The sequence below is a fragment of the Microbispora sp. ZYX-F-249 genome (genome assembly GCF_039649665.1).
GTDB classification, from domain to species: domain Bacteria; phylum Actinomycetota; class Actinomycetes; order Streptosporangiales; family Streptosporangiaceae; genus Microbispora; species Microbispora maris.
Genome location: NZ_JBDJAW010000071.1, coordinates 1 through 20,767, shown reverse-complemented (window position 1 = coordinate 20,767; position 20,767 = coordinate 1). Strand labels below are relative to the sequence as shown.

17 protein-coding genes are annotated in these 20,767 nt (G+C 69.2%); 3 read left to right on the top strand and 14 right to left on the bottom strand.

The genetic code is table 11. The features are described from left to right. The 4 genes from AAH991_RS38505 to AAH991_RS38490 all read right to left on the bottom strand — a co-directional run. Window positions 1-606: glycosyltransferase family 2 protein (locus tag AAH991_RS38505; RefSeq protein WP_346230894.1), on the bottom strand; the 606-nt coding region annotated here is incomplete at its 3' end. 95 nt (window positions 607-701) lie between these two features. Next, on the bottom strand, window positions 702-1,352 hold the full coding sequence (locus tag AAH991_RS38500) for an NPCBM/NEW2 domain-containing protein (protein ID WP_346230893.1): 651 nt from the start codon (window positions 1,350-1,352) through the stop codon (window positions 702-704). Between the two features lie 206 nt (window positions 1,353-1,558). Continuing rightward, complete coding sequence (locus AAH991_RS38495; RefSeq protein ID WP_346230892.1) at window positions 1,559-2,242, bottom strand: hypothetical protein; 684 nt, start codon at window positions 2,240-2,242, stop codon at window positions 1,559-1,561. Window positions 2,243-2,502: 260 nt separating this feature from the next. Further along, window positions 2,503-3,186 carry a hypothetical protein gene (locus tag AAH991_RS38490; RefSeq protein ID WP_346230891.1) on the bottom strand — a complete coding sequence of 228 codons (684 nt, stop codon included), beginning with the start codon at window positions 3,184-3,186 and terminating at the stop codon, window positions 2,503-2,505. A gap of 509 nt (window positions 3,187-3,695) precedes the next feature. On the opposite strand from AAH991_RS38490, the gene AAH991_RS38485 reads away from it, so the two are divergent. After that, complete coding sequence (locus tag AAH991_RS38485) at window positions 3,696-5,120, top strand: hypothetical protein (protein WP_346230890.1); 1,425 nt, start codon at window positions 3,696-3,698, stop codon at window positions 5,118-5,120. On the opposite strand, the gene AAH991_RS38480 is transcribed toward AAH991_RS38485, so the two are convergent. Then, window positions 5,117-8,896, bottom strand: a complete 3,780-nt coding sequence (locus AAH991_RS38480) for an nSTAND1 domain-containing NTPase (protein WP_346230895.1) — start codon at window positions 8,894-8,896, stop codon at window positions 5,117-5,119. The two genes, AAH991_RS38485 and AAH991_RS38480, sit on opposite strands and share 4 nt — an antisense overlap. Window positions 8,897-8,993: 97 nt before the next feature. Beyond that, complete coding sequence (locus AAH991_RS38475; RefSeq protein ID WP_346230889.1) at window positions 8,994-9,950, bottom strand: NADP-dependent oxidoreductase; 957 nt, start codon at window positions 9,948-9,950, stop codon at window positions 8,994-8,996. 116 nt (window positions 9,951-10,066) lie between these two features. Between AAH991_RS38475 and AAH991_RS38470 the strand changes: the two genes are divergently transcribed. Further along, the gene (locus AAH991_RS38470; protein ID WP_346230888.1) at window positions 10,067-10,633 is read left to right on the top strand and encodes a TetR/AcrR family transcriptional regulator; all 567 of its coding nucleotides are present in this window, start codon (window positions 10,067-10,069) and stop codon (window positions 10,631-10,633) included. A 366-nt stretch (window positions 10,634-10,999) separates the two neighbouring features. Here AAH991_RS38470 and AAH991_RS38465 read toward each other — a convergent pair whose 3' ends face one another. The 8 genes from AAH991_RS38465 to AAH991_RS38430 all read right to left on the bottom strand — a co-directional run bounded on the left by AAH991_RS38465 (window position 11,000) and on the right by AAH991_RS38430 (window position 19,712). Further along, window positions 11,000-12,235, bottom strand: coding sequence for an iron-containing alcohol dehydrogenase (locus tag AAH991_RS38465; protein ID WP_346230887.1), 1,236 nt, complete (start codon window positions 12,233-12,235; stop codon window positions 11,000-11,002). 1 nt (window position 12,236) lies between these two features. Then, a complete protein-coding gene (locus AAH991_RS38460) occupies window positions 12,237-12,581 on the bottom strand; it encodes a hypothetical protein (RefSeq protein WP_346230886.1) in 345 nt (114 codons plus the stop codon). Beyond that, on the bottom strand, window positions 12,578-14,038 hold the full coding sequence (locus AAH991_RS38455; protein ID WP_346230885.1) for an NAD-dependent succinate-semialdehyde dehydrogenase: 1,461 nt from the start codon (window positions 14,036-14,038) through the stop codon (window positions 12,578-12,580). Before AAH991_RS38455 ends, AAH991_RS38460 begins: the two co-directional genes overlap by 4 nt. A 305-nt stretch (window positions 14,039-14,343) precedes the next feature. Further along, entirely contained in the window at window positions 14,344-15,420 is a 1,077-nt protein-coding gene (locus AAH991_RS38450; protein ID WP_346230884.1) for an ABC transporter ATP-binding protein, read from the bottom strand. Next, complete coding sequence (locus AAH991_RS38445; RefSeq protein WP_346230883.1) at window positions 15,420-16,487, bottom strand: ABC transporter ATP-binding protein; 1,068 nt, start codon at window positions 16,485-16,487, stop codon at window positions 15,420-15,422. The genes AAH991_RS38450 and AAH991_RS38445 overlap by 1 nt, the downstream gene beginning before the upstream one ends. Further along, a complete protein-coding gene (locus tag AAH991_RS38440) occupies window positions 16,487-17,395 on the bottom strand; it encodes a carbohydrate ABC transporter permease (RefSeq protein WP_346230882.1) in 909 nt (302 codons plus the stop codon). Before AAH991_RS38440 ends, AAH991_RS38445 begins: the two co-directional genes overlap by 1 nt. Next, window positions 17,395-18,261, bottom strand: a complete 867-nt coding sequence (locus AAH991_RS38435) for a carbohydrate ABC transporter permease (protein ID WP_346230881.1) — start codon at window positions 18,259-18,261, stop codon at window positions 17,395-17,397. Before AAH991_RS38435 ends, AAH991_RS38440 begins: the two co-directional genes overlap by 1 nt. A 74-nt stretch (window positions 18,262-18,335) precedes the next feature. Then, window positions 18,336-19,712, bottom strand: coding sequence for an extracellular solute-binding protein (locus AAH991_RS38430; RefSeq protein WP_346230880.1), 1,377 nt, complete (start codon window positions 19,710-19,712; stop codon window positions 18,336-18,338). Between the two features lie 438 nt (window positions 19,713-20,150). On the opposite strand from AAH991_RS38430, the gene AAH991_RS38425 reads away from it, so the two are divergent. After that, on the top strand, window positions 20,151-20,767 hold a 617-nt coding region (locus tag AAH991_RS38425; protein ID WP_346230879.1), incomplete at its 3' end, for a GntR family transcriptional regulator.

Genomic DNA, 20,767 nt, shown 5'->3' with positions numbered 1-20,767 from the left:
GTGTCCCGGCCACCCGCCGGCCCGTTCGTATTCGGCGCGGCGGATGAGGACGACGCCTTCGGCCATGACGGTGATGGTGCCGGGCCGGGTGGCGGTGCCGGCCCGCAGGCGCGGCACCCAGCGGCGCAGCGTCGCACCGGTGCCGGGGTCGGCGATGCGCGGCTGAATGTAGGCCGCCCGGGGGTGGTGGCGGGCGACCGCGACGAGCCGGGCGAGGGTGTCGGTGGTGGGCAGGACGGCGTCGTTGTCGAGGAAGAACACGAATTCGCCGGCGTCCGGCCCGGCGAGGGCGTCGGCGCCGATGTTCCGTCCGGCGGGGATGCCCTCGTTGACGGGCAGGACCACCGTCCGGGCCCCGTCCGGCACATCGTCGGGCTGCACGCCGTTGCCGACGATGACCACCCGAAGATCGACCTCCTTCTGGGCGAGGAGGGATGCCATCGCCCGCCGGAACGGCTCGGGCCGGTCGTTCATGGTGAGCACCACCACGTCGACGCCGGCCTTGGCGTTGGTCATCGTGTCGGGTCTCCCGGATGGGGTGGCGTCGGGCGTGCCGGCGACGGGAACGAGCATGAACGCGTCATGCGTCGTTCCCGTCGCGTTCATCCACCCACCCTAGTGGTCGGTGCGGCTCCGGACCCGGACACGAACGGGACGGCGCCGAGTTGCGCGGGGCGGCCCCGCAGCGCAACCGGGTCACGTCACGGAGACAGAAGCGCGTCGCCGAAAACGGCGCCCCTCAGGGCTCCCCCGTCGCCGCCGGCCGTCCGTGTGGCGGCGATCCGCAGCTTGACGAGCCCCTTGACGGGCACTTCCAGGGCCATCTGTCCGGCGTACGAGACGCGGACTCTCTTCAGCAACCTGCCGTTGCCGTAGACGGCGAATTCCGAGACCGAGTCGGTGCTCATCACGTCGTTCAGGCCCAGCCTCGCCCTGAAGAACGAATACGACCCGTTGAGGGTGTACTCCGCCCAGGACGTCGTCCCCACGCCGTAGGAACTGAGAGCGACACTGTGCGGGTAGTCGTGCCCGTTGATGGCGTACGAGCCGCTGTCGTGGTTCCCCCGGTAATCCGTGATCTGATCGCTCAGGTCCGCCAGATAGACCGTCGAATCGGTGACGCCGGAGGTGGGGGTGTCGGTCGGCGGCTCGCTCAGGCCAGGGGTGGTCGTGACGGTCACCGTCGCCCTCGCCGTCACCGTGTGAACAGCGGTCTGCGTGACGGTCTGGGTGACCTCCGCGTTGGGCACCACCTTGCGGACGAGGTCGTCCGGTGCCGAATGGAGAGTGGCCAGCGTACCGATGAGCGTGATCAACGAGGTCACGACCGTGGTCCAGGAAGCGATCCACACGTTGCCGCGACGATGACGACGTTCAGCCCTCCGGTCTTGCGGCGAGGTGGCGTCGTCTTCCAGATGTTCGGGGGTGTTGAGGGTCACCTTTCATCCATTCTCGCAGTCATCACCGCAGGGAACCTGCGGAAGCGCGCCGAGGGTGTCCATTCGTGTGCGGCCGTCGGGCCGTCGGGCCGTCGCGAGAGCCGCCGTGGGCGTGACGGTCATCGCGGTGCGAGCCGCTCGATGAGGGTGCCGATGTCGCCGGGGAAGGTCCAGCACACGTCTTCAGGACGGCCCTGGGATGGCACATCGTGGCCGCCTCCCGCGTAACGGCGTAGATCCCTGTCCGCCACGGGAGATCGCGGAGCGAGGCCCAGCCGCTGCCGGGCGACGACCCCGGCCAGCCAGTGGGCGAACTCCTTGTCGATGACGAGCGGGTTCCAGAACTGGATCGTCCGGCGGCCGGAACGGCAGAGCACGGACAGGTCGAGACAGACGTCCATGCCGCCGATCAGCCTTTTGCTGTGCCGCAGCAGAAGCCCGGTGAGCCATTCGTGACGGACGTGCCCGATGGCGACCTTGCCGGCACTGCGTTTGGCCGCTCGGTGCTTGCTGACCGCGTTCGCCGCGATGGACAGCGTCAGGCCGACAGCCCCGAATCCGATCCAGCCCCCGCCGGTGTCGAACCTGGTGGTCAGGAATGCGGTGCGCCTGTCGGTGACGACCACTTCGGCGCTTTCGGGTAATGCCCAGTTCCCGGGGTCGCGGACGGTGCAAGCGCCGTGCCACAGCACGACCTCGCCTCGTTCGAGGAGCAGGTGCCGGCCGTCGGCGGATGCGGGACTCCAGTAGAACCCCGTGGTGTCGCCGATCTCTCTGACCTGGATGAGGCGCTCGGGAAGCATGATCTATTCCTCCGGGTACGGGGGGACGACGGGTGCGTGGCGGACGCGTCAGCAGGGGCTCCCTGAGCGGTCCGGGGCGGAGACCACCGCCGCAGACCACCGCCGCAGACCACCGCCGGGGCGACCACGCCCGGTCCCGCGTTCTCTCCGGGCGTGATCCGATTCGCCGGCCGCCCTCCTGCGGACGGCATCCCAGGAGTGTCGCCGGGGGGCGGCGCGCCCGTGGCCGCCCCCCGGCTGTCAGCGACCGCCACCGAATGTCACTGGCTGTCGCGCAGTACCGCGCCGAGCTTCATATCGGGCGCCTGCCCGCACATGTACTCCGTGTTGATCACTCTCAACGGGCTGCCCGCCTCCGAATCGTGCAGTTGCACGCCGATATCCTTGACCGCGGCGTCGCGCTCCTGAGGGGAGGACGCCAGATACTCCCGGCACGTCGAGTCGGCGGTGAGCGAGGAACTCCAGATTCCGCCGGGGCCCCATGAGATCAGCTTCGCGATGATCAACAGGACGACCAGGACGATCGCCGCGACGGTCTTGGCGCCGCCGGTCTTCCAGAAGTCGTCAGTGGCGGGGGTTGTGGGGTTGTGGCCGTAACGGGGCGAGCTCTGCGGCCTGGCGCCGACCCCCGCTCGGGGGTTGTCCGCCTGCTCGGAAGGGAGCACCTTCGCGGCGTCGAACAGCACCGACCGGAACCCGGGGTTCTGCTCCAAATGGTGGCGGACCAGATACCGCACCACCGCTCGTTCGCCCGCATCCCGCGGGTTCTCCTTGAACTTCTTCATCTCGTCGCCGTTGCCGGACGACTGCAACCGGCCGGCGATGAGCCGGTACAGCGAAGCGGCGTGCGCGTCCCCGGACTGATGCGGGACGCCTGCCGCCAGGCGCATGAGGTAACTGGCGACCACGAAGACGACGTGATCCGCTAGCGCGTCGGTATCCACCTGTGCTTCCTGTTCATAGCCGTCCTTCCGCCCACCGGCACCACGGACACGGTCTCCGGACGGCGACGCGGAGGCCGCCGAGCGGATGGACCGTTCCTTCGACGAGCACCCAGGGTGAGGTGATGCGTGGTGCCGCTTCGGGACTGCGCAGCTTAGTTCGAAAACACGGGCCGACATGTACCGAAATCGCGTACATGTCGACCCGCGGCGGTCAGGTGTCGCCGTCCTCTTCACCACCCCGGCGGTCGATGTCCATGGCACGCCTCCTTCGGATCACGAGGTCTCACGAGGTCTCGGTGGTGCGCGAACGGCATCAGCAAAACCGGCGTCCGTGCCAGGGGTGAACAGATTTCGCATTGCCCGTACAAGGCCGTACACAGCGGTTATGGTCATGCGCGCGAGAAGGGGGCAGGGTGCCGAGCAGCAGAGTCCCGAGGTCCGACCATGACAGGATCGACCGCGGCCGTGAGGCGATCAGGATGTGCCTGGACGCCATGAGGGAACGCGGCATGAGCACGACGGCCGCGGAGATCTCCCGCCAGACCGGCGTACCCCCCAGCACGGTGGCCAAGGTCCTGGCGTACGAGCGGAGCGTGCAGCCCGACTTCCTCCGCAAGCTCGGGGAGGCGTCCGGGATCCCCGTCACCCGCCTGTTCATGGAGATGGGCTGGCTTCCCGAAAGCGAGGTGATGAACGTGCTCGGCGCCTCGCAGCACCTCACGGCCGCGCTGCGTGATCTCGCGCGGCTGCGCCCCTATCTGGAGCAGGTCGCCACGCCCCCGTTGCCGGCTCCACTGGCGGCGGCACACGCGCTGCTCGGCGATCCCGTGTCGGCCGAGCGCTTCGAAGTACGGCTCGATCAGATCGTGTGCGGTGGCCGCTACCGCACGCCTGCCATAACCGTGGCGGAGTTCAGCCTCAAGGACGGCGCCCACCCGTTGCCCCTCCACGCGGCGCGGCGACTCGCCGCCGAGTCCGGGGTCCGGCTGTCGGCCGAGGAGGAAGCAAGGAACGATCCCGCCTTCTGGTCCGTGCGGCTCGAGTTGATGGCACGCACCAGGCGCGTGCTCGACGACGGTCAGGAAGCCACCTGGCAGGGCGGTCCCGACCATCGCACCTGGGAGCCGGTGGCCCGCGCCTGGCCCGCCCACTTGCTCGTTCAGGACGCCGTCGGCGGCCGCCAGCGCGCCGCGAGCGTCGCTCCCCGGAGCCTTGACCGTCCCTGCTCCCTGGTGGTCGTGGGCGGCCGGCACGGTACCGGACTGGCCGCCCCGCTGCTGGCCGAGGCGCTGGGGTGGCAGTTCGTCCTCATCAGAGGGGACGTCGAGGTCGCGCCCGACGGGAGGGTCGTCCCGATTCCGCAGGACAGCGCGGCGGGCCGGATCAGGGCGTGGATCTCGGCCGCCGAACGCATCGAGGAGGCCGCGGGCGCGGGCCGTCCGTGGCAGGCGGTGATCCTCGTGCGGCCCGCCGCGTTCGACGGCCGGGAACGCCATCCCCACCTCGAGGCGCGGGCCTTCGACCTGCTGGCGAGAACCCGCGCCCGGGTGATCTACGCGCGTGTTCCCGACGCCTACCTGTCATGGTGGGGCCGCAGGATCGAAGGCGACCACCTGCCCGGCCGATACGACGGCGAGCGGTGGGCGCGCAGGACGCGCGGGCTGTACGAACGGTTGGAGGGGGTGCTGAGCCGCCGCACCGCAGGCAAGGACCTTCTGCTGCACGTTCCGGATCCGGCCGACGGGTTCGCACCGCATCACCCCGCCATCCCCGACGAGGTCATCGACTGGTCGGCGCGCGTGGCCTGGGCCGCTTTCAACTGGGTCGGACGGGAACTCGGCGGCGACGGCGACATCCGCACCGGACGGCTGGCGCAGTGGGCCGCCCTGCTTCGCGAGGACCTTCGGCAGGGCGTGCCCGACCTCGACCTCTAGGTCCGGTGCGCGCAGGGCGGGTCGTACGCCTTGTCGGGCACGTACTGCCGCCATTCGGTCGCGGTGATCGCCGTTCCCGTGATCGCGCAGACGTCCGCCGCCACGCGCTCCACGTCGGTGTCCCAGACACGGACGACGTGATCGGCACCCGAGGTCACCAGCACGTCCGTGCCGGTGTCGTAGGCGTCGGCGAACACGGCCTGGTCCGACGCCGCCAGGGCGGCGAGGAGCACCGGCCTGCGCGGATCCGACACGTTCCAGGTGAGAGCCTCGCCGTTCCCGTCGGTCGCCGTCAGGATCTCTCCGTTGTGGTTGAAGGCCAGCGAGTAGACGTAGTCGCGGGCTCCCGTGAGCGGCCTGCCGATGAGCGCGGGTCGCCGCGGGTCGCGGATGTCCCACAGCCGCACCAGGTCGTCCGAGCCCGCGGTGGCGAGGACGTGACCGTCCGGGCTGAACGCGACCATGAAGACGTAGCCGCCGTGTCCCGTGAGAGGGCTCCCCAGTGGCACGGGCCGCCGTGGGTCGGTGACGTCCCACATGCGTGCGGTGCCGTCCGCGCTGCCCGCGGCGAGGATACGGCCGTCCGGGCTGAACACCGGCGAGTAGACGTAGTTGCGGAAGTCGGAGATGGGCGTGCCGAGCAGGGACGGATGCCCGGCATCGCCGAGGTTCCACAGCCACAGCTTGCTGTCGTCCCCGCCGACGGCGAGCGTCCGGCCGTCAGGGCTGAAGGCGATCGACTCGATGTTCCGTCCCGGGCCCGTCAGGCGAAGCGGATACGGTCGGGGCCTGTCCGGACTGGTCACGTCCCACAGTTGCACCGCTCCGTCCACGGTCCCCACGGCGAGCGTGCGGGCATCCGGCGTCAGGGCCGCCGCACCCGACGCGGGACTCGAACCGCCCGCATGGGTGATGACCTGACCGAGCGGAACGGGTCGCCGGAAATCACGCACGTTCCACAGCCGAGCGGTGTCGTCGGAACTCACGGCCGCGAGAACGTGATTGCCGGCGCCGAAGGCTACGGAGAAGACGGGCGCCTGAGCACCGGTCAGTCGGGGCTCCGGGAGCCGCCATCTGCGCGCCGCCCCGTCGCCGGCGCTGGTGACGGCGTCGGCGCCGGCGAACACGACCCCTGTCACGGGACCGGGATGGGGCAGCGGCAGGGATGCGCGCCCGCTGTCCAGGTCCCACATCCAGAGGTTGCCGTCGGAACTGGCGGCGGCGAGCCGCTGCCCGTCCGGGCTGAACGCGACGGAGTTGACCCAGCTGGCAGGACCCTTCAGCGGGCTTCCCCGCAGCACCGGACGCCGGGGCCTGGTCAGATCCCAGAGCCGGACGGTCGTGTCGCCGCTCGCCGCGGCCAGCGTTCTGCCGTCGGGGCTGAAAGCGACGGAATAGACGGTCTTGCCCGCCCCGCGCATGGGCGGCGCGATCGGAACGACATGCCCCGGGTCGGCGACGCTCCACAGACGCACCGTCCTGTCCGCGCTTCCCGCCGCGAGCACCTTCCCATCCGGACTGAACGCCACCGACTGCACGGCGCCGGCGGCAGCCGCTACCGGCTCGCCGAGCGCGACCGGCCGGCCCGGGTTCGTGACGTCCCAGAACCTGACGCTTCCGTCCGAAGCGCCGGCGGCGAGAACCCGCCCGTCCGGGCTGAAAGCGACGGAGTAGACCGTGCCCGTGGCGGTGAGCGGAGCGCTCAGCGCCGCGGCCGAGCCCTGCGGGCCGATCTTCCAGAGCCGTACGGTCCGATCGCCGGAGCCGCTGGCGAGGACGTCGCCCGTGGGCCGCAAGGCCAGGGAGAAGACGGTGTCGGCGTGCCCGGTGAGCGGTCCTCCGGCCGGTGCGGGCCCGCCGGCGGCGGCGAGGTTCCACAGCCTGATCTTTCTGTCGGCGCCGGACGTCGCCAGCACGTTCCCCCTCACGGCCACCGCCTGCAGGACGGTGCCGGAACTGATCATCCGCGTCACCCCGGGGAGTGGGGATGACTCCAGGACACTCGCCCGGGCCTCCGCGGTGTGCGCGGTCCGATAGGCGACGAGCGACAACTGCGCGGCCAGGGCGAGATCACTCCTTCTGAGCTTCTGCGCGGTCACGGCCAGTTGCCGGGAGATCGCGACGTCCCGCTGCTCCGCGGCGATGTTTCCCTGGCGGAGGGCGTGGACCGTGGCGAGCGAGGCCACCAGCACCAGCACGACGAGCGCCGCGATCATCTGCTGAAGCCGGCGGGTACGGCGCCTCGCCAACCGTGCCTCGGCGAGGTCGTGCCGGACGCTCGCGTCGAGGAACTCGCGTTCCAGGTGGTTGAGGCCGTCCGCGTGGCTCGGCTCCGCCGCCCATTCCGCGGCGATGCCCAGACGGTTGCCGCGATAAAGGGCGTTCGGGTCTCGTCCGGACTCCCGCCACACTTCGGCCGCCGCCGTCAGCAGCCGGTGCGTGCGGAGCCCGTCCCGATCACCGTCGATCCACTCCCGGAGTCGGGGCCAGGCCACCAGAAGCGCCTCGTGAGCGATCTCCACCTGATCCGTCTCAGTCGTGACCAGCCGGTGTGCGATGAAGCTGTCGAGCACCTCGTGGACGTCGCCGTTCAGCGGGTACAACTCGTCGAGATCGACCCGGCGGCGCGTGTCGCCCGTGTCTTCCGCGACGTGCACGAGGCGCAGCAGGACCTGCCGCGCCAACCGCCGCTGAGGATCGGTGAGGCCGCGGTAGACGCTCTCCGCGGTACGGGCGACGGCGCCGCGTATCCCCCCGGTCTCCCGGTAGTCGGCGATGGTCAGCTGATTGCGGCTGCTGTGCTCCCACATGCTCAGCAGTGCGTGGGAGAACAGCGGCAGAGAACCGGCGTCGTGTGCGGCACCCGTCCCTCGGTCCGTCGGCGCCACGTCCCGGAGGATGAGCTCGACCAGCCCTTCCTGCAGGTCGAGACAGGCCTTCCTGGCGGGCCCCTCTATCGCCGATCGGAGCTCCCGCTCCGTCATGGGTCCCACCACGATCTGCTGGTTCTGCAGGGCGGGTATCAGCGACCTGTAACGCAGGGCGTGGGAGTAGAAGTCGGCTCGCAGGCAGAGCACCGCCGGCCGTACGGCGAGAGCGTCCAGAAACTTCTCCCGTTCCGTCTCGTCCGCGCCCGCCGTGAAGACCTCCTCGAACTGGTCGACCACGAGAAGGTCTGCACCCGCACTCTCCTCCAGCCGATCGAGGGGCCGCTCACCGGGAGTGAACAGCGCCACCTTCCAGGCGTCGGCGCCGGGGAGGGCTCCGGACTTCAGCGCGGGTATGACACCGGCCCGCAACACCGACGACTTCCCCGACCCCGAGGGCCCGACAAGAACCAGCAGGCGGCGATCGGCGACCCGCTCCAGCACGACCCGGGTCAGGCGTTCCCTGCCGAAGAACCACTCGGCATCCTCGATCTGGAAGCTGGACAGCCCTCGATAGGGCACGGGAGCATGGGCCGGCCGTTTCCCCGGCGCACGGCGCACTCGGCTGAGCGCCTGGAACCACTCCTCGACCTGGACGGGATCGGTTATCCCGCAGGCCCGGAGGATGTCCTGCAGCAGGTTCCGGGGTTTGACCGGGGGAAGATGACGGCCGCTGAAGTAGCCTCCCACTGTGCTGAAGGGGACGTTGACCAGGTTCGCGACGTCGCGAACCGTCAATCCCGCGCGCTCCCTCGTCAGAGTCAGCTGTTCGGCGAACTCCTGCCGAGTACCGATGCCGCTTGGGGCGGGAATCACCCGATGCCCTCCTGAAGGCCGGGAACACTGCATAAGCGTCATCGGCCTGACTGACCGCGTCGTTGCACAAAGACCGATCGCTTCTGCTCGGCTCAGGCGAAGAGGGCGTATTTCCGTCCACCTACGTGATCTAGAGGTCGATCACGACCTTTCCGTGCACGTGCCGGCCGGCCTGGAGCTCGGCCGCGCGGCGGATCTGCTCCACCGGGAAGCTCGCCGCGATGGGCACCCGGATTCGGCCCGCCGCGACCAGGCGGGCGACCTCTTCCAGGGCGCCGGGGGTGGCGTTCGCGCCGTTGGCTGCCGCCACGCCGCCGACTTGCGCGGCGATGGTGCAGATGCGGCCGTCCGGGACGCCGAGTTCCCTTGCGGCGTGCACGGTCTCCGTTCCGTGCAGGTCGATGGCGGCGGTGACACCGCCGGGAGCGAGGGCCCGAATCCGGTCGGCGAGGCCGTCGCCGTAGGCGACCGGCTCGGCTCCGAGATCGCGCAGGTAATCGAATGACGTCGCCGATCCCGTCCCGATCACGCGTGCTCCTGCTATCCGGGCCAACTGGACGGCGAACACCCCGACCCCGCCCGCCGCGCCGCCGATCAGCACGGTGTCGTCCGGGCCGGGGTCGATCACGGCGAGGGCGGCGGATGCCGTACGGCCGGCGATCGTGAGGGTGGCGGCGGTGCGGTCGTCGACGCCGTCGGGAGTGTGATGGGCCTCGTTCGCCGCGATCCCCCCGGCCAGGTCGATCACCACGAAGTCGGCGACCGCACGGGACAGGGCGCCCCCGAACACCCGGTCGCCGGGCGCGAAGCCGGTCACCCCGTCACCGACCTGGTCGACCAGTCCCGCGTAGTCGGTCCCGAAACCGGCCGGGAGGCTCAGGCCGAACCGGGCGGCGGTGTCCGCGTCGGCGGTCATGATCCAGTCCATCGGGTTCAGGCCGGCCGCGGTGACCCGCACGCGGATCTGTCCCGGCCCGGCCTGCGGAGCGGGAACATCACGGATGTCCAGGACTTCGGGGCCGCCGAATGAATCGAGCCGGACCGCCCTGCTCCTGCCCGTCGGCGGTTGTTCGCTCTGTCCCTGCATGTACGCATGTCTCCTTGAGAACCGAGAACCGAGGAACACGTTGAAACGGACTATGCTCCGTTTCGATGGACGACCCTAACACAACCGGAGCGTGATCCGTTTTGACTGAGGCGGAGATGCGCGCGCCACGGGCGGACGCAGCCCGTAACCGCGACCAGTTGCTCGCGGTGGCGACCCGCGTGTTCATGTCGGCTGACGGCGAGCCGTCGATGCGTGCGATCGCCCGCGAGGCCGGTGTCGGCATCGCCACGCTCTACCGGCACTTCCCGACCCGCGAGTCGCTGATCGACGCGGTCTACCGGGACCAGGTCGTGCGGCTGACGAGCGGCGCCCGCGAGCTGCTCGGCCGGCTGCCCCCGGCCGCGGCGATGCGGCGCTGGATGGACCTGTTCGGGGACTGGATCGCGACCAAGAACGGCATGCTCGACACGCTGCTTGCGATGATCGAGTCGGGCGAGATCGCCCATGCGCAGACCCGGAGCGAGCTACTGGCGGCCATCACCACGATTCTCGACGCCGGTCGCGCGGCGGGCGACCTCCGCTCCGATGTCACCGCCGAAGACATCGCCGCCTCCCTCATCGGCATCTTCACCGTGGCCCCCCGGCGCGAGCACGAAGCCAAGGCCGGTCGCCTGCTGGACCTCCTGATGGACGGCCTCAGGCCCGCCGCCCGGCCGGCCTGAGCCCGGATCGAATAATCATCACGGCGGTCGTCCTCGAGGGCCGCTCACCGGCGGAGGTCGCCCGCTCCTGCGGCGTCTCCAAGCGCTGGGTGTTCAAGCTCGTCACGAAGAAACCCCCGAACCCGTAGGTTCGAGGGTTCCGATGTCTTGCGACATCACAGTTGATCAATCCGCAGCGGAATGACGACCTCATGTCACCACATGGAGCGAGGTGGACCGGTGGGGTCGTGGCTGTTGTGGCCGCGGCCTGGTGGGCGTGCAGCCCGTACGCCAGGCCGGGAATGGGCGGCTCCCATCAGTGCGTAGCCGACAGTTCCGATCTCCAGGGTGGGGCAGGGAACTCGTCGTCGTGCGAAAGGCCCGTCACTATCTCTGCCCCTGAGTCAGGACGTGCCGGGTCCGGTCCCCGGTCCAGGCCGCTTCGAGGATCGCGGTCAGGCTGGCGGTGTCGGCCGGGCCCGGATGGTTCTGGATCAAGCGGGTGACGCCACTGGCCATCTCCGCGAAGCGCGGGAGGTCGGCGCGTGCCACGCCGATGTCCGCCAGGGTGGCAGGGATGCCGATGTCGGCAAGGAGCCCGTCGAGCCAGGTGAGGAACGCGTCTGCGGCCTCGGCATCCGAGGCGTCGGTCACGTCGAGCCCGCACACCCCGGCGAGGATGGCCAACCGGTCGCTGATGGCATCCCTGGCCGCGTCCAGCGCGTAGGGCAGCAGCAGCCCGACGCCCAGGCCGTGCGGCGTGTGGGTGGCTGCGCCGATGGGGTACTGCAGAGCGTGCGGAGCCGCGGTGCCCGCGTGGGCGAATGCGAGCCCGGCCAGCATGGACCCATAGGACATGTCCGCGCGCGCGTCCTTGTCGCCTCCGTCCCTGACGGCACGGGGCAAGCTGCGGGCGATCCGCTCCGCGGCCAGGAGCGCGTAGTGATCGGTGATCGAGTTGCGGCCGAGGAAGACCTGCTCCACCGGGTCGCGCGGTCCGTGGGCCCGGGGTCGCGCCGTGTAGCTCTCCACCGCGTGACAGAACGCGTCGATGCCGGAGTGGGCAGTGACGCTCGCAGGGCAGGTGTAGGTGAGCTCGGGGTCGACGATGGCGAAGTCGGGCACGATGTGGACGCTGGAGACCCCCACCTTCAGCTCGCGGTCCGGGTCGGTCAACACCGAGACGGGCGTGAGCTCGGAGCCGGTGCCCGACGTCGTCGGGACCGCGACGAGAGGCATCGTCGGCCCCGGCACCTTCGACTCGCCGTAATAGTCGCGCGGCGTCCCGCCGTGGCGCCGGATGACGCCGACGATTTTGGCGAGGTCGATCACCGTGCCACCCCCGATGGCAAGGAGTACGTCGGCGTCCACCTCTGCGGCGGCCGAGACGGCCAGGGCGACATCGGCGAGTGGCACGTCCGGAGTCGCGTCGGCGAACACCCCGACGACTGCGACCTTCTCCCGCACGGCGGCCACGATCTCGGCCACGCCCGGTTGCCCCAGAAGAACCCGGTCGGTCACGACGAGGACTCGCGAGCCACACTCGGCCACCACTCGTGGGATGTTCTGCGCGACCCCTTCGCCCACTATCAGCTGGCGTGGTCCGCGGACGGTCTCAAGCATGTCAGTGCCTCTCTGGAACGTCGGCGGTGATTTGCTGGGCGGACGTCCAGGTCACCTGCGAGACCGGGACGGCGTCGGCAAGGTTGGCCGCCGGGTGGCGCAGGCGCGCGCCGGGCTCCCGGACTCGGTCGTGCCCGGGCGTTCTCGGGTCCATCGCGATGAAGACGTCGCCCTTGGCGGGCGGGTCAGCCGGGTCGAGGGTCCCGCGGACATCGTCGTCAAGGGCGGTACGAGTCGAGGTCGCGACCATGGTCCGGGTTCCGCCCCCCGGGTGGAGGGCGGTCAGGTCATGTGTGCGCAGGGCGCGGTGATCCTCGGCGGGCACCCGGAGCAGCAGGCCGGTCACGGTAGGTCGATCGCCGCGTAGGTGACGTCGAGGTACTCGAGGATGCCCTCGTGCGACCCCTCCTTGCCGATCCCGGACTGCTTCACGCCTCCGAACGGAGCCGACGGGTCCGAGATCAGACCACGGTTGATGCCGACCATCCCCGTCTCCAGCCCTTCGGTGAACCGGAGCGCCCGCTGGAGGTCACGGGTGAAGACGTATCCGACCAGGCCGTGCTCGGTGTCGTTGGCCTTCGCGATCACCTCGTCGTCGGACGTGAACGAGATGATCGGCGCCACCGGCCCGAAGATCTCCTCCTCCAGGATCCGCGCGTCTCCGGGCACGTCGACGAGGACCGTAGGCGGGTAGAAATGGCCGGGCCCATCCGGACGCTCGCCGCCCACCAAGACACGGGCGCCGCGACCGACCGCGTCGGCGACGAGCTCGTCGATCTTGCTGACCGAGGCCTCGTCGATCAACGCCCCGACGTCCACGCCGTCGTCGAGACCATGGCCCACCGAGAGCGCGGCCATCCGCTTGGCGAAGCGCGCCGTGAACTCCTCGCGCACCGGCTCCTCGACGTAGATCCGGTTGGCCGCGATGCAGGACTCCCCGATGTTGCGCATCTTGGCCACCATCGCACCGTCGACCGCGACGTCCAGGTCCGCGTCGGCACACACGATCAAGGCCGCGTTGCCGCCCAGTTCCATGGAGGTGCGCAGCACGTTGTCCGCCGCCTGTCGTAGCAGCACGCGCCCGACCTCGGTCGACCCGGTGAACGAGAGCTTGCGGGTCCGGCGGTCGGCCAGCAGCGCTGAGACCACCTCGCCGGAACGCTTGGTCGTCACGACGTTGACGACGCCCGGGGGAACGCCGACCTCCTCCATGATGCGGGCCAGGAACAGCATGGTGAGCGGCGTCTGGGCGGCCGGCTTGGTGATCGTCGTGCAGCCCGCCGCCAGCGCAGGAGCGATCTTGCGGGCACCCATGGCCAACGGGAAGTTCCAGGGCGTCACGAAGACGCACGGTCCGACCGGCTTCGGCACGGTGAGGATGCGATATCCACCATTGGGAGCGGTGTTGTAGCGCCCCTCGACGCGCACCGCCTCCTCGGCGAACCAACGGAAGAACTCGGCGCCGTAGGCCACCTCTGCCCGAGCCTCGGCGAGGGGTTTGCCCATCTCGAGCGTTATCAGCCGGGCGACCTCCTCGGATCGCTCGGTCAGTGCGCGGTACGTCGCGGTCAACAACTCTGACCGTTTTCGCGGCGGGGCCGCCGCCCACTCCGCCATCGCCTTGCTCGCCGCGTCCAAAGCGGCGAGCCCGTCGACGACGCCGGCGTCCGCCACCTCGGCGATGGTCTTGCCGGTGGCCGGGTCCTCGACGGCAAACGTGGCTCCGCCGGCGGCGTCGCGCCAGGCGTCGCCGATCCGGAGCCGCCGGTGCTCGGGGGCCAGGACGTTCATCGGGTCACTCATCGCGTCGCCTCCTGTGATGTTCTTGGTGATGTCCAGCGCGACCTCGGCGATCGCGCACACGCGTCGACGAACGGGTCACACGGCCTCGTCTGGGGATCGCAGTTGCCGAGGGGGTCGAACGTGGCCCCGGCCCCGGCCGCAGGGCGGCGCCCGCGCCACCGATCGCCTTCTCGGGCCATGGCTGCTCCGGCGTCGTCGGGCCGTGCTCACGGTGACGGTCCGCCGAGGCTCGATCGCCACGTACGGGCACGTGGTGACGTCGCCGCCCTGTGCTGTTACCTCCCGTGCTGTTACCTCCCGGGCGGTTACCTCCCGGCCTCGGACAGCGCCAGCCCGGTGCCCGCGTCGAACAGGTGCGCACGGTCCAGGTCGACCGTCACATGCAGCCGCTCGCCCGGCGTACCGGTGAAGGTGGGCCGCGCCTTGACCTTGAGGATCTCCGTCCCCACTTGGACGTCGACCACCGTCCGGTCACCGAGCGGCTCAAGGCCGTAGAGCTCACCCGGCAACGACGCGTCCCCACGCTGCTCGACGGACAGGTCCTCCGCGCGCAGGCCCAGCACCAGCGGACGACCGTCCTCAGCCGTGGTCCAGCGGGGCCGCGGCAGCGTCCAGCCTTCCGCCCCGACCAGCCGATCTCCCTCGGCGTGGCAGGCGAGCAGGCTGATCTGCGGGCTCCCGACGAATCCCGCGACCCACTGGTTGGCCGGACGCTCGTACACCTCGGCCGGTGTTCCGACCTGTTGCACCTTCCCGTCCTTGAGGACCGCGATCTGGTCGGCCATGGACAGGGCCTCGACCTGATCGTTGGTCACGTAGACGAAGGTTGCTCCGAGGCTGCGGTGGATGCGGGTGAGCTCGGTGCGCATCTCGACGCGGAGCTTGAGGTCGAGGTTCGTCAGCGGCTCGTCCATGAGAAACGCGCGCGGGCGGCGGACCAGCGCCCGAGCCAGGGCGACACGCTGCATCTCACCGCCCGACATCTGCGCCGGACGACGCTGCAGCAGACGTTCGATGTGCAGCAGGCTCGACATCCGCTCGACGGCAGCGGCGATCTCGCTCGAAGAGCAACGGCGTGCCCGCAGCGGCGACGCGATGTTCTCGTACGCCGTGAGTCGCGGGTAGAGGGCGTAGCTCTGGAAGACCATGGCCAGGTCGCGTGCGGCCGGGGCGTCACCGGTCGCGTCTCTCCCGTCCAGATGCACCGACCCGGCGTCAAGCTTCTCGAGGCCGGCGATCGCTCGCAGGGTCGTCGTCTTGCCCGCGCCGGAGGGTCCGAGCACGACGAAGAACGAGCCGTCCGGCACGTCCAGCGTCACCCCGTCCAGGGCCTGGACCTTACCGAAGGACTTGCACAGCCCGTGCACTGCCACGGTTCCCATCAGGCCACCAGCTCTTCCGTGCTCACGTCGTAGACCGGCGGGGGCCCGCCGGTGTGCCGCAGCCCGACCGGTGCGTCAGCGGCGAAACGGACAGTCGGTGGCATCCGAACCCGTACGTCGCGCTGGCCACCGTGGTCAACCACGTAGATGATCTCGTCGCCCAGCCACTCCGCCGAGACCACCCGGGCCGGGACCGAACCTTCCGCCCCCGGTTCAGTGACTTCCAGCGCCTCCGGCCGGACGCCTGCGACCAGGAAACGGTCGCGCGGCAGGCCTGGCGGTGGCGTGAGGACCAGTCCGCCCTTACTGCGCAGCTTCCCGTCGGCCACCTCCACCTCGATGAGGTTCATCGGCGGGGAGCCGATGAACGCGGCGCAGAAGAGACTCGCGGGACGGTCGTAGACCTCCAGCGGCGTGCCGATCTGCTCGACGCGGCCCTTGTTGAGGATGGCGATTCTGTGACCGAGCGACATCGCCTCGACCTGGTCGTGGGTGACGTAGACCATCGTCGCCCCCAGCTCCCCCTGCAGGTGCTTGATCTCCGTGCGCATGTCCTCCCTCAGCTCCGCGTCCAGATTGGTGAGAGGTTCGTCCATGAGGAATGCGCGCGGTCGTCGCACCAGGGCGCGGGCAAGCGCGACGCGCTGCTGCTCCCCGCCGGACAGCCGGTGCGGTCGCCGGTCCAGGAGCGGAGTGAGCCGCATCAGCCGGGCGGCCTCGTCGACCCGCTCGCGCACCTCCGCCTTGGGCAGTCCCTCGGCCCGCAATGGGAACGCCAGGTTGTCGCGCGTTTTCAGATGCGGGTAGAGAGCGTAGAACTGGAACACCATGGCGATGTCGCGCTCGGCGGGCGGCAGGTCGTTGACCAGCGTGTCGCCGATGCGGATGTCGCCCGTCGTCTGCCTCTCCAGGCCGGCTATGGCCCGCAGCGTGGTCGTCTTGCCGCAACCCGAAGGGCCGAGCATCACGAACAGCTCGCCGTCGCCGATGGACAGGTCCACGTGTTCGACCGCGACCGTCCCGTCCGGGTAGCGCTTGTGCAGGGCGGTCACCTCGATGCCGGCCATCAGCGTCGCACCGCCCCGAGCGTCACACCGGCGACGAGGTGCTTGCGCACCAGGTAGGCGAAGACGAGCACCGGTAGGGCGAACACTACGGAGGCGGCGGCCACGAGACCCCAGTCCACAGTGGTTCCACCGATGAGGCCGGCGATGGCGGGTGGGGCCGTCCGCACGCTGTCGCTGGAGGTAAGGAAGATGGCGAACACGAACTCGTTCCACGAGAAGATGAGTGCGAAGACCGCGGTCGCGGCGATGCCGGGCAGGAGCAGGGGAAGGGTGAATTTCCAGAACGCCTGCAAGCGGGTGTAGCCGTCGAGCATGGCGGCATCCTCATACTCCGCGGGCACCTCGTCCACGAACCCCTTCATCATCCAGATCGTGAACGGGACGTTGAACGCGGCGTAGATGAGGATCAAACCGAGCTTGCTGTCGATGAGCCCGACTTGGCGGTACATGAGGAAGATCGGGATCACGACCACCACGGGCGGCATGAAGCGGGTGGACAGGATGAAGAACAGCTGGTCCTTCTTGGCCTTCACGGCGAAGCGTGAGTAGGCCCAGGCGGCCGGGACCCCCAGCACGGTGGCCAGCGCCGTGGAGACCCCGGCGACCACGACGGAGTTGAGGAATGAGACGGACAAGGCCGAGCGGCCGCCGGAGGCGACGAACACGTCCTTGAAATGGTCCAAAGTGACCGTGAAGTCGAAGAACTTGGCCGGGATGGCGTAGACGTCCCGGTTCTCCTTGATGGACGTCTCGATCATCCACAGCGCCGGGAAGAGCATCACGACGGCCAGCACGGCCAGCAGGGCGGCCTCCAGCACGGCGCGGCCCCGGCCGCCGAAGCGACGCGCGGGGGGCGTGTGATCCCGGCCAGGACCTGTGGACACGGCCTCGTCGACGGAGACGGCCATCAGTCCTCCTTGAGCTTGTTCAAGTAGCGCAGGTAGAGCTGCGTCAGGACGATGACGATGAGGACCATGAGGATCCCGTACGCCGAGGCGGTTCCGGTGTTGAAGCCCAGGAAGCCGACCTTGTAGACGTGGAACGACAACGTCTCGGTGGAGACCCCCGGGCCTCCGTTGGTCAGGATGTAGACGAGGTCGAACAGCCGGAAGGCCTCGATGGCCCTGAACAACACGGCGATGAGGAGCAGCGGCCACACCAGCGGAAGCGTGATGGTGCGGAACTTGAACCACTCGGACGCGCGATCGATCGAGGCGGCCTCGTACAAGTACTTGGGAACCGCGGTGAGGCCCGCGAGTGCGATGAGCATGATGAACGGCGTCCATTGCCAGGTGTCGACCACGATCAGGGAGATCAGGGCCGTTCGCTGCCGGGTGAGCCACTCCACCTGCCCCAGGCCGAGCGAGCCGAGCATGCTGTTGATCACGCCGAACTGCGCGTCGAGCATGAACCGCCAGAACAATCCGACGACGACCGGCGACAGCATCATCGGAACCAGGAACAGAGTGGTCAGCACTCCTCGCCCGCGCGTGCGCCGTGAGATCAGGTAGGCGATGGCGAAACCGAGCACGGTCTGCAGGGTGACCGCGCCGACCACGTAGATCAACGTCGTCAGGGCCCTCAGGTGGACCTGCGCCGACGCCAGGATGGCGGTGTAGTTCTCGAACCAGACGAAATGGGCCGGCCCCCCGCGGGTGGCCGAGTAGTCGGTGAACGACAGGTACAACGCCCACAGCAACGGGAAAACCGACATCGCGAGCAACAGCAGCAGCGCCGGGGAGATGAAGGCCACGGCGAGCGTGCGGTCGCTCAAGCGGCGGGACCGCCCCGGTGCAGGCGGCGTCGCGGACGCCACCTGCCCGGGGTGGTCGGTCGTCAGAGGGGAACTCACAGTCCGCCGCCGCCCTTGCGGTTGCCGGAGTCGAGCACGCCCTGCTGCTGCTTGGCGATGTCGTCGAGCGCGTCCTTCGGGTTCTTCGCGCCGTTGAGAGCCGCGTTCACGTTGGTGTTCTCGATGTCGACGAGGCGCGCGTACTCGGGCACGTTCCACATGTCCCGCATCCGCGGAACCGAGTCGGCGTACACCTTGTTGAACGGCCCGGCATTGAGGAACTCGGGCGACTCCAGGGCGTCCGTACGTGCCGGCACGCCACCGGCCGCGGCCCACTTCTTCTGGATGTCAGCCTGTTCGAACCACTTCATGAAGTTCAGAGCCTCCGCCTGGTTCGCCTCGGAGGAGTAGGCCGACACGTGCATCCCCATACCGCCGAGAGGCACCAGGTTCGTCTTCTGGCTCGGCAGGGGGGCGAATCCCAGCTTGTCGAGAATCTGCTCGCGCGTGGTGCCGAGCGTCGACTGCTTCGGGTCGAGCAGGCCGCCGCTCGCGGCGATCCAGTTGAACGCGATGCATGCCTTGCCCTGGGCGACCGCCGCGTTCACCTCGTCGATGAACCAGTTGCCGGAACCCTTGGCGGTCAGCGGCTTCATCTTGTTGACCAGGACGTCCATCGCCTCCTGGCCCGCGGCGTCGTTGAGGACGCCGTCGATCTTGCGCGTCTTGGCGTCCCAGAGGTTGCCGCCGTAGACGCCGTTGACCGTGTTGTAGGTGACGGCCGCGGCGTCGGAACCGTTGGCCTGGTGGAAAGCCAGCCCGCTGACGCCGGGGTTGTCCGTCTGGCACTTCTCGGCGACCGAGATCATCTCGTCCCAGGTCTGCGGCGGCTTGTCGCCGATCAGGTCCTTGCGGTAGATCATCGTCCAGGTGTCGCCGAGCAGCGGCAGTCCGTACAGGCTGGCGTTCTCGTCGCGCTTGCCGGTCTCCGCCTGGGGGTACTGGCCGTAGGCCGCCAGGAGGTACGGGTTGTAGGCCTTGACGTCGATGTTCTTCTTGACGAAGTCGGTGATGTCGAGGATGTTGCCGTTCGTCACGGCCTCGCCGATGTGTTGCGAGTCCAGGACCGCGATGTCGAAGTCGGTCTTGTGCGCTGCGAACTGGGTGAACATCGCGTCGTGCCAGTTCGCGTTCGGCACGGTGTTCACCTTGACGGTCACGTTCGGCCGCTCCTTGGCGTACTCCGCGTTCGCGAAGTCTTCCAGCGCGTGGGCGGGGGGCCAGTCGAACCAGATGAACTTGAGGGTCAGCGGGTCCTTGGTGAGCTCCGGGATGGTCGCCGGCGCCTTGGGGGCGCTCGACTGCGCGCCGTCGTCCTGGCCGCACGCCGCCATGGTCGTGGCCACCAACATGGCCGCCGTCGCCAGCCGCATCTTCCGACCGGGAACGGACAGTCGTCCTATTCGCTTTGGCATCTTCTTGCCTGCTTTCTGGGTGGGGACCTCTGGAGCCTTGCTGCGTGCTTCGCCGAGCAGTTGCTGGGGGGTTGTTTCAGGCGTGTTGCCGGCTGTCGCAGGGGCTGACCCGCAGACCGGCGTCACGAGTACGCCGCGACGCGATGGGGGCTTCAAGCAGTCGAGAAGTCCTTCGGTCCTTATCGGCCCGATGGCGAATTGAGTAGGACGTCGAGCATGCTCATAGGAGCTCCAACCGATCGAAGCGGAGCGATGGCGGGGGGTTCCGTGATGGGTTAAGGATGGCTGGCATCCGCCACCTTTCCTATACGATCCGAATGGGGGCGTCAACATCCCGCAGCGTTGCGACCGAAGTCAACAGGTTTCTGAAAACCTAAGAAAGGACCTCACGTCACGATGGACGACGAAGTGATGATCACGCGGCGCCGTGGGGTCATGACGGGCGGTACGCCGCCGAGAAGATCCCGCGGCCGGCTTGCCGACGAGGTGTACGACACGCTGCTCGGACAGCTGATGTCGCTACGGATCGAGCCTGGCTCCCGCGTCACGATCGACGTCTTGGCGCGCGAGCTGGGGGTTTCGCAGACGCCGATCCGAGACGCTCTGAACCGCATGGAGGCCGAGGGCCTGGTCGTGCGTGTTCCCCATGCCGGCTATCGCATTCCCCCCCAGATCACCCGTCAGCGATTCGAGGACATGCTTGAGCTCCGCCTGCTCCTCGAGCCGGCAGCGGCGCGCAGGTCCGCCGAACGCGCATCCGCGGAGCAGGTGGCCGGTCTGCGACGAATGCTGGAGGAGATGGCGGAGCTGGAGGGGGGCAACGGGATCATGGCCTATGGCGCCTTCGGGCTACGCGACGCCGCTTTTCACGATCTCGTCGCCCTGAGCGCGGAGAACCAGGTCATCCGCGAAGCGCTCGCTCGCCTGCACACGCACGTGCACCTGTTCCGGCTTCTCCACGACACCCAGGTCACGCACTTGGCCATGGCCGAGCACGAAGCGATTCTGGCCGC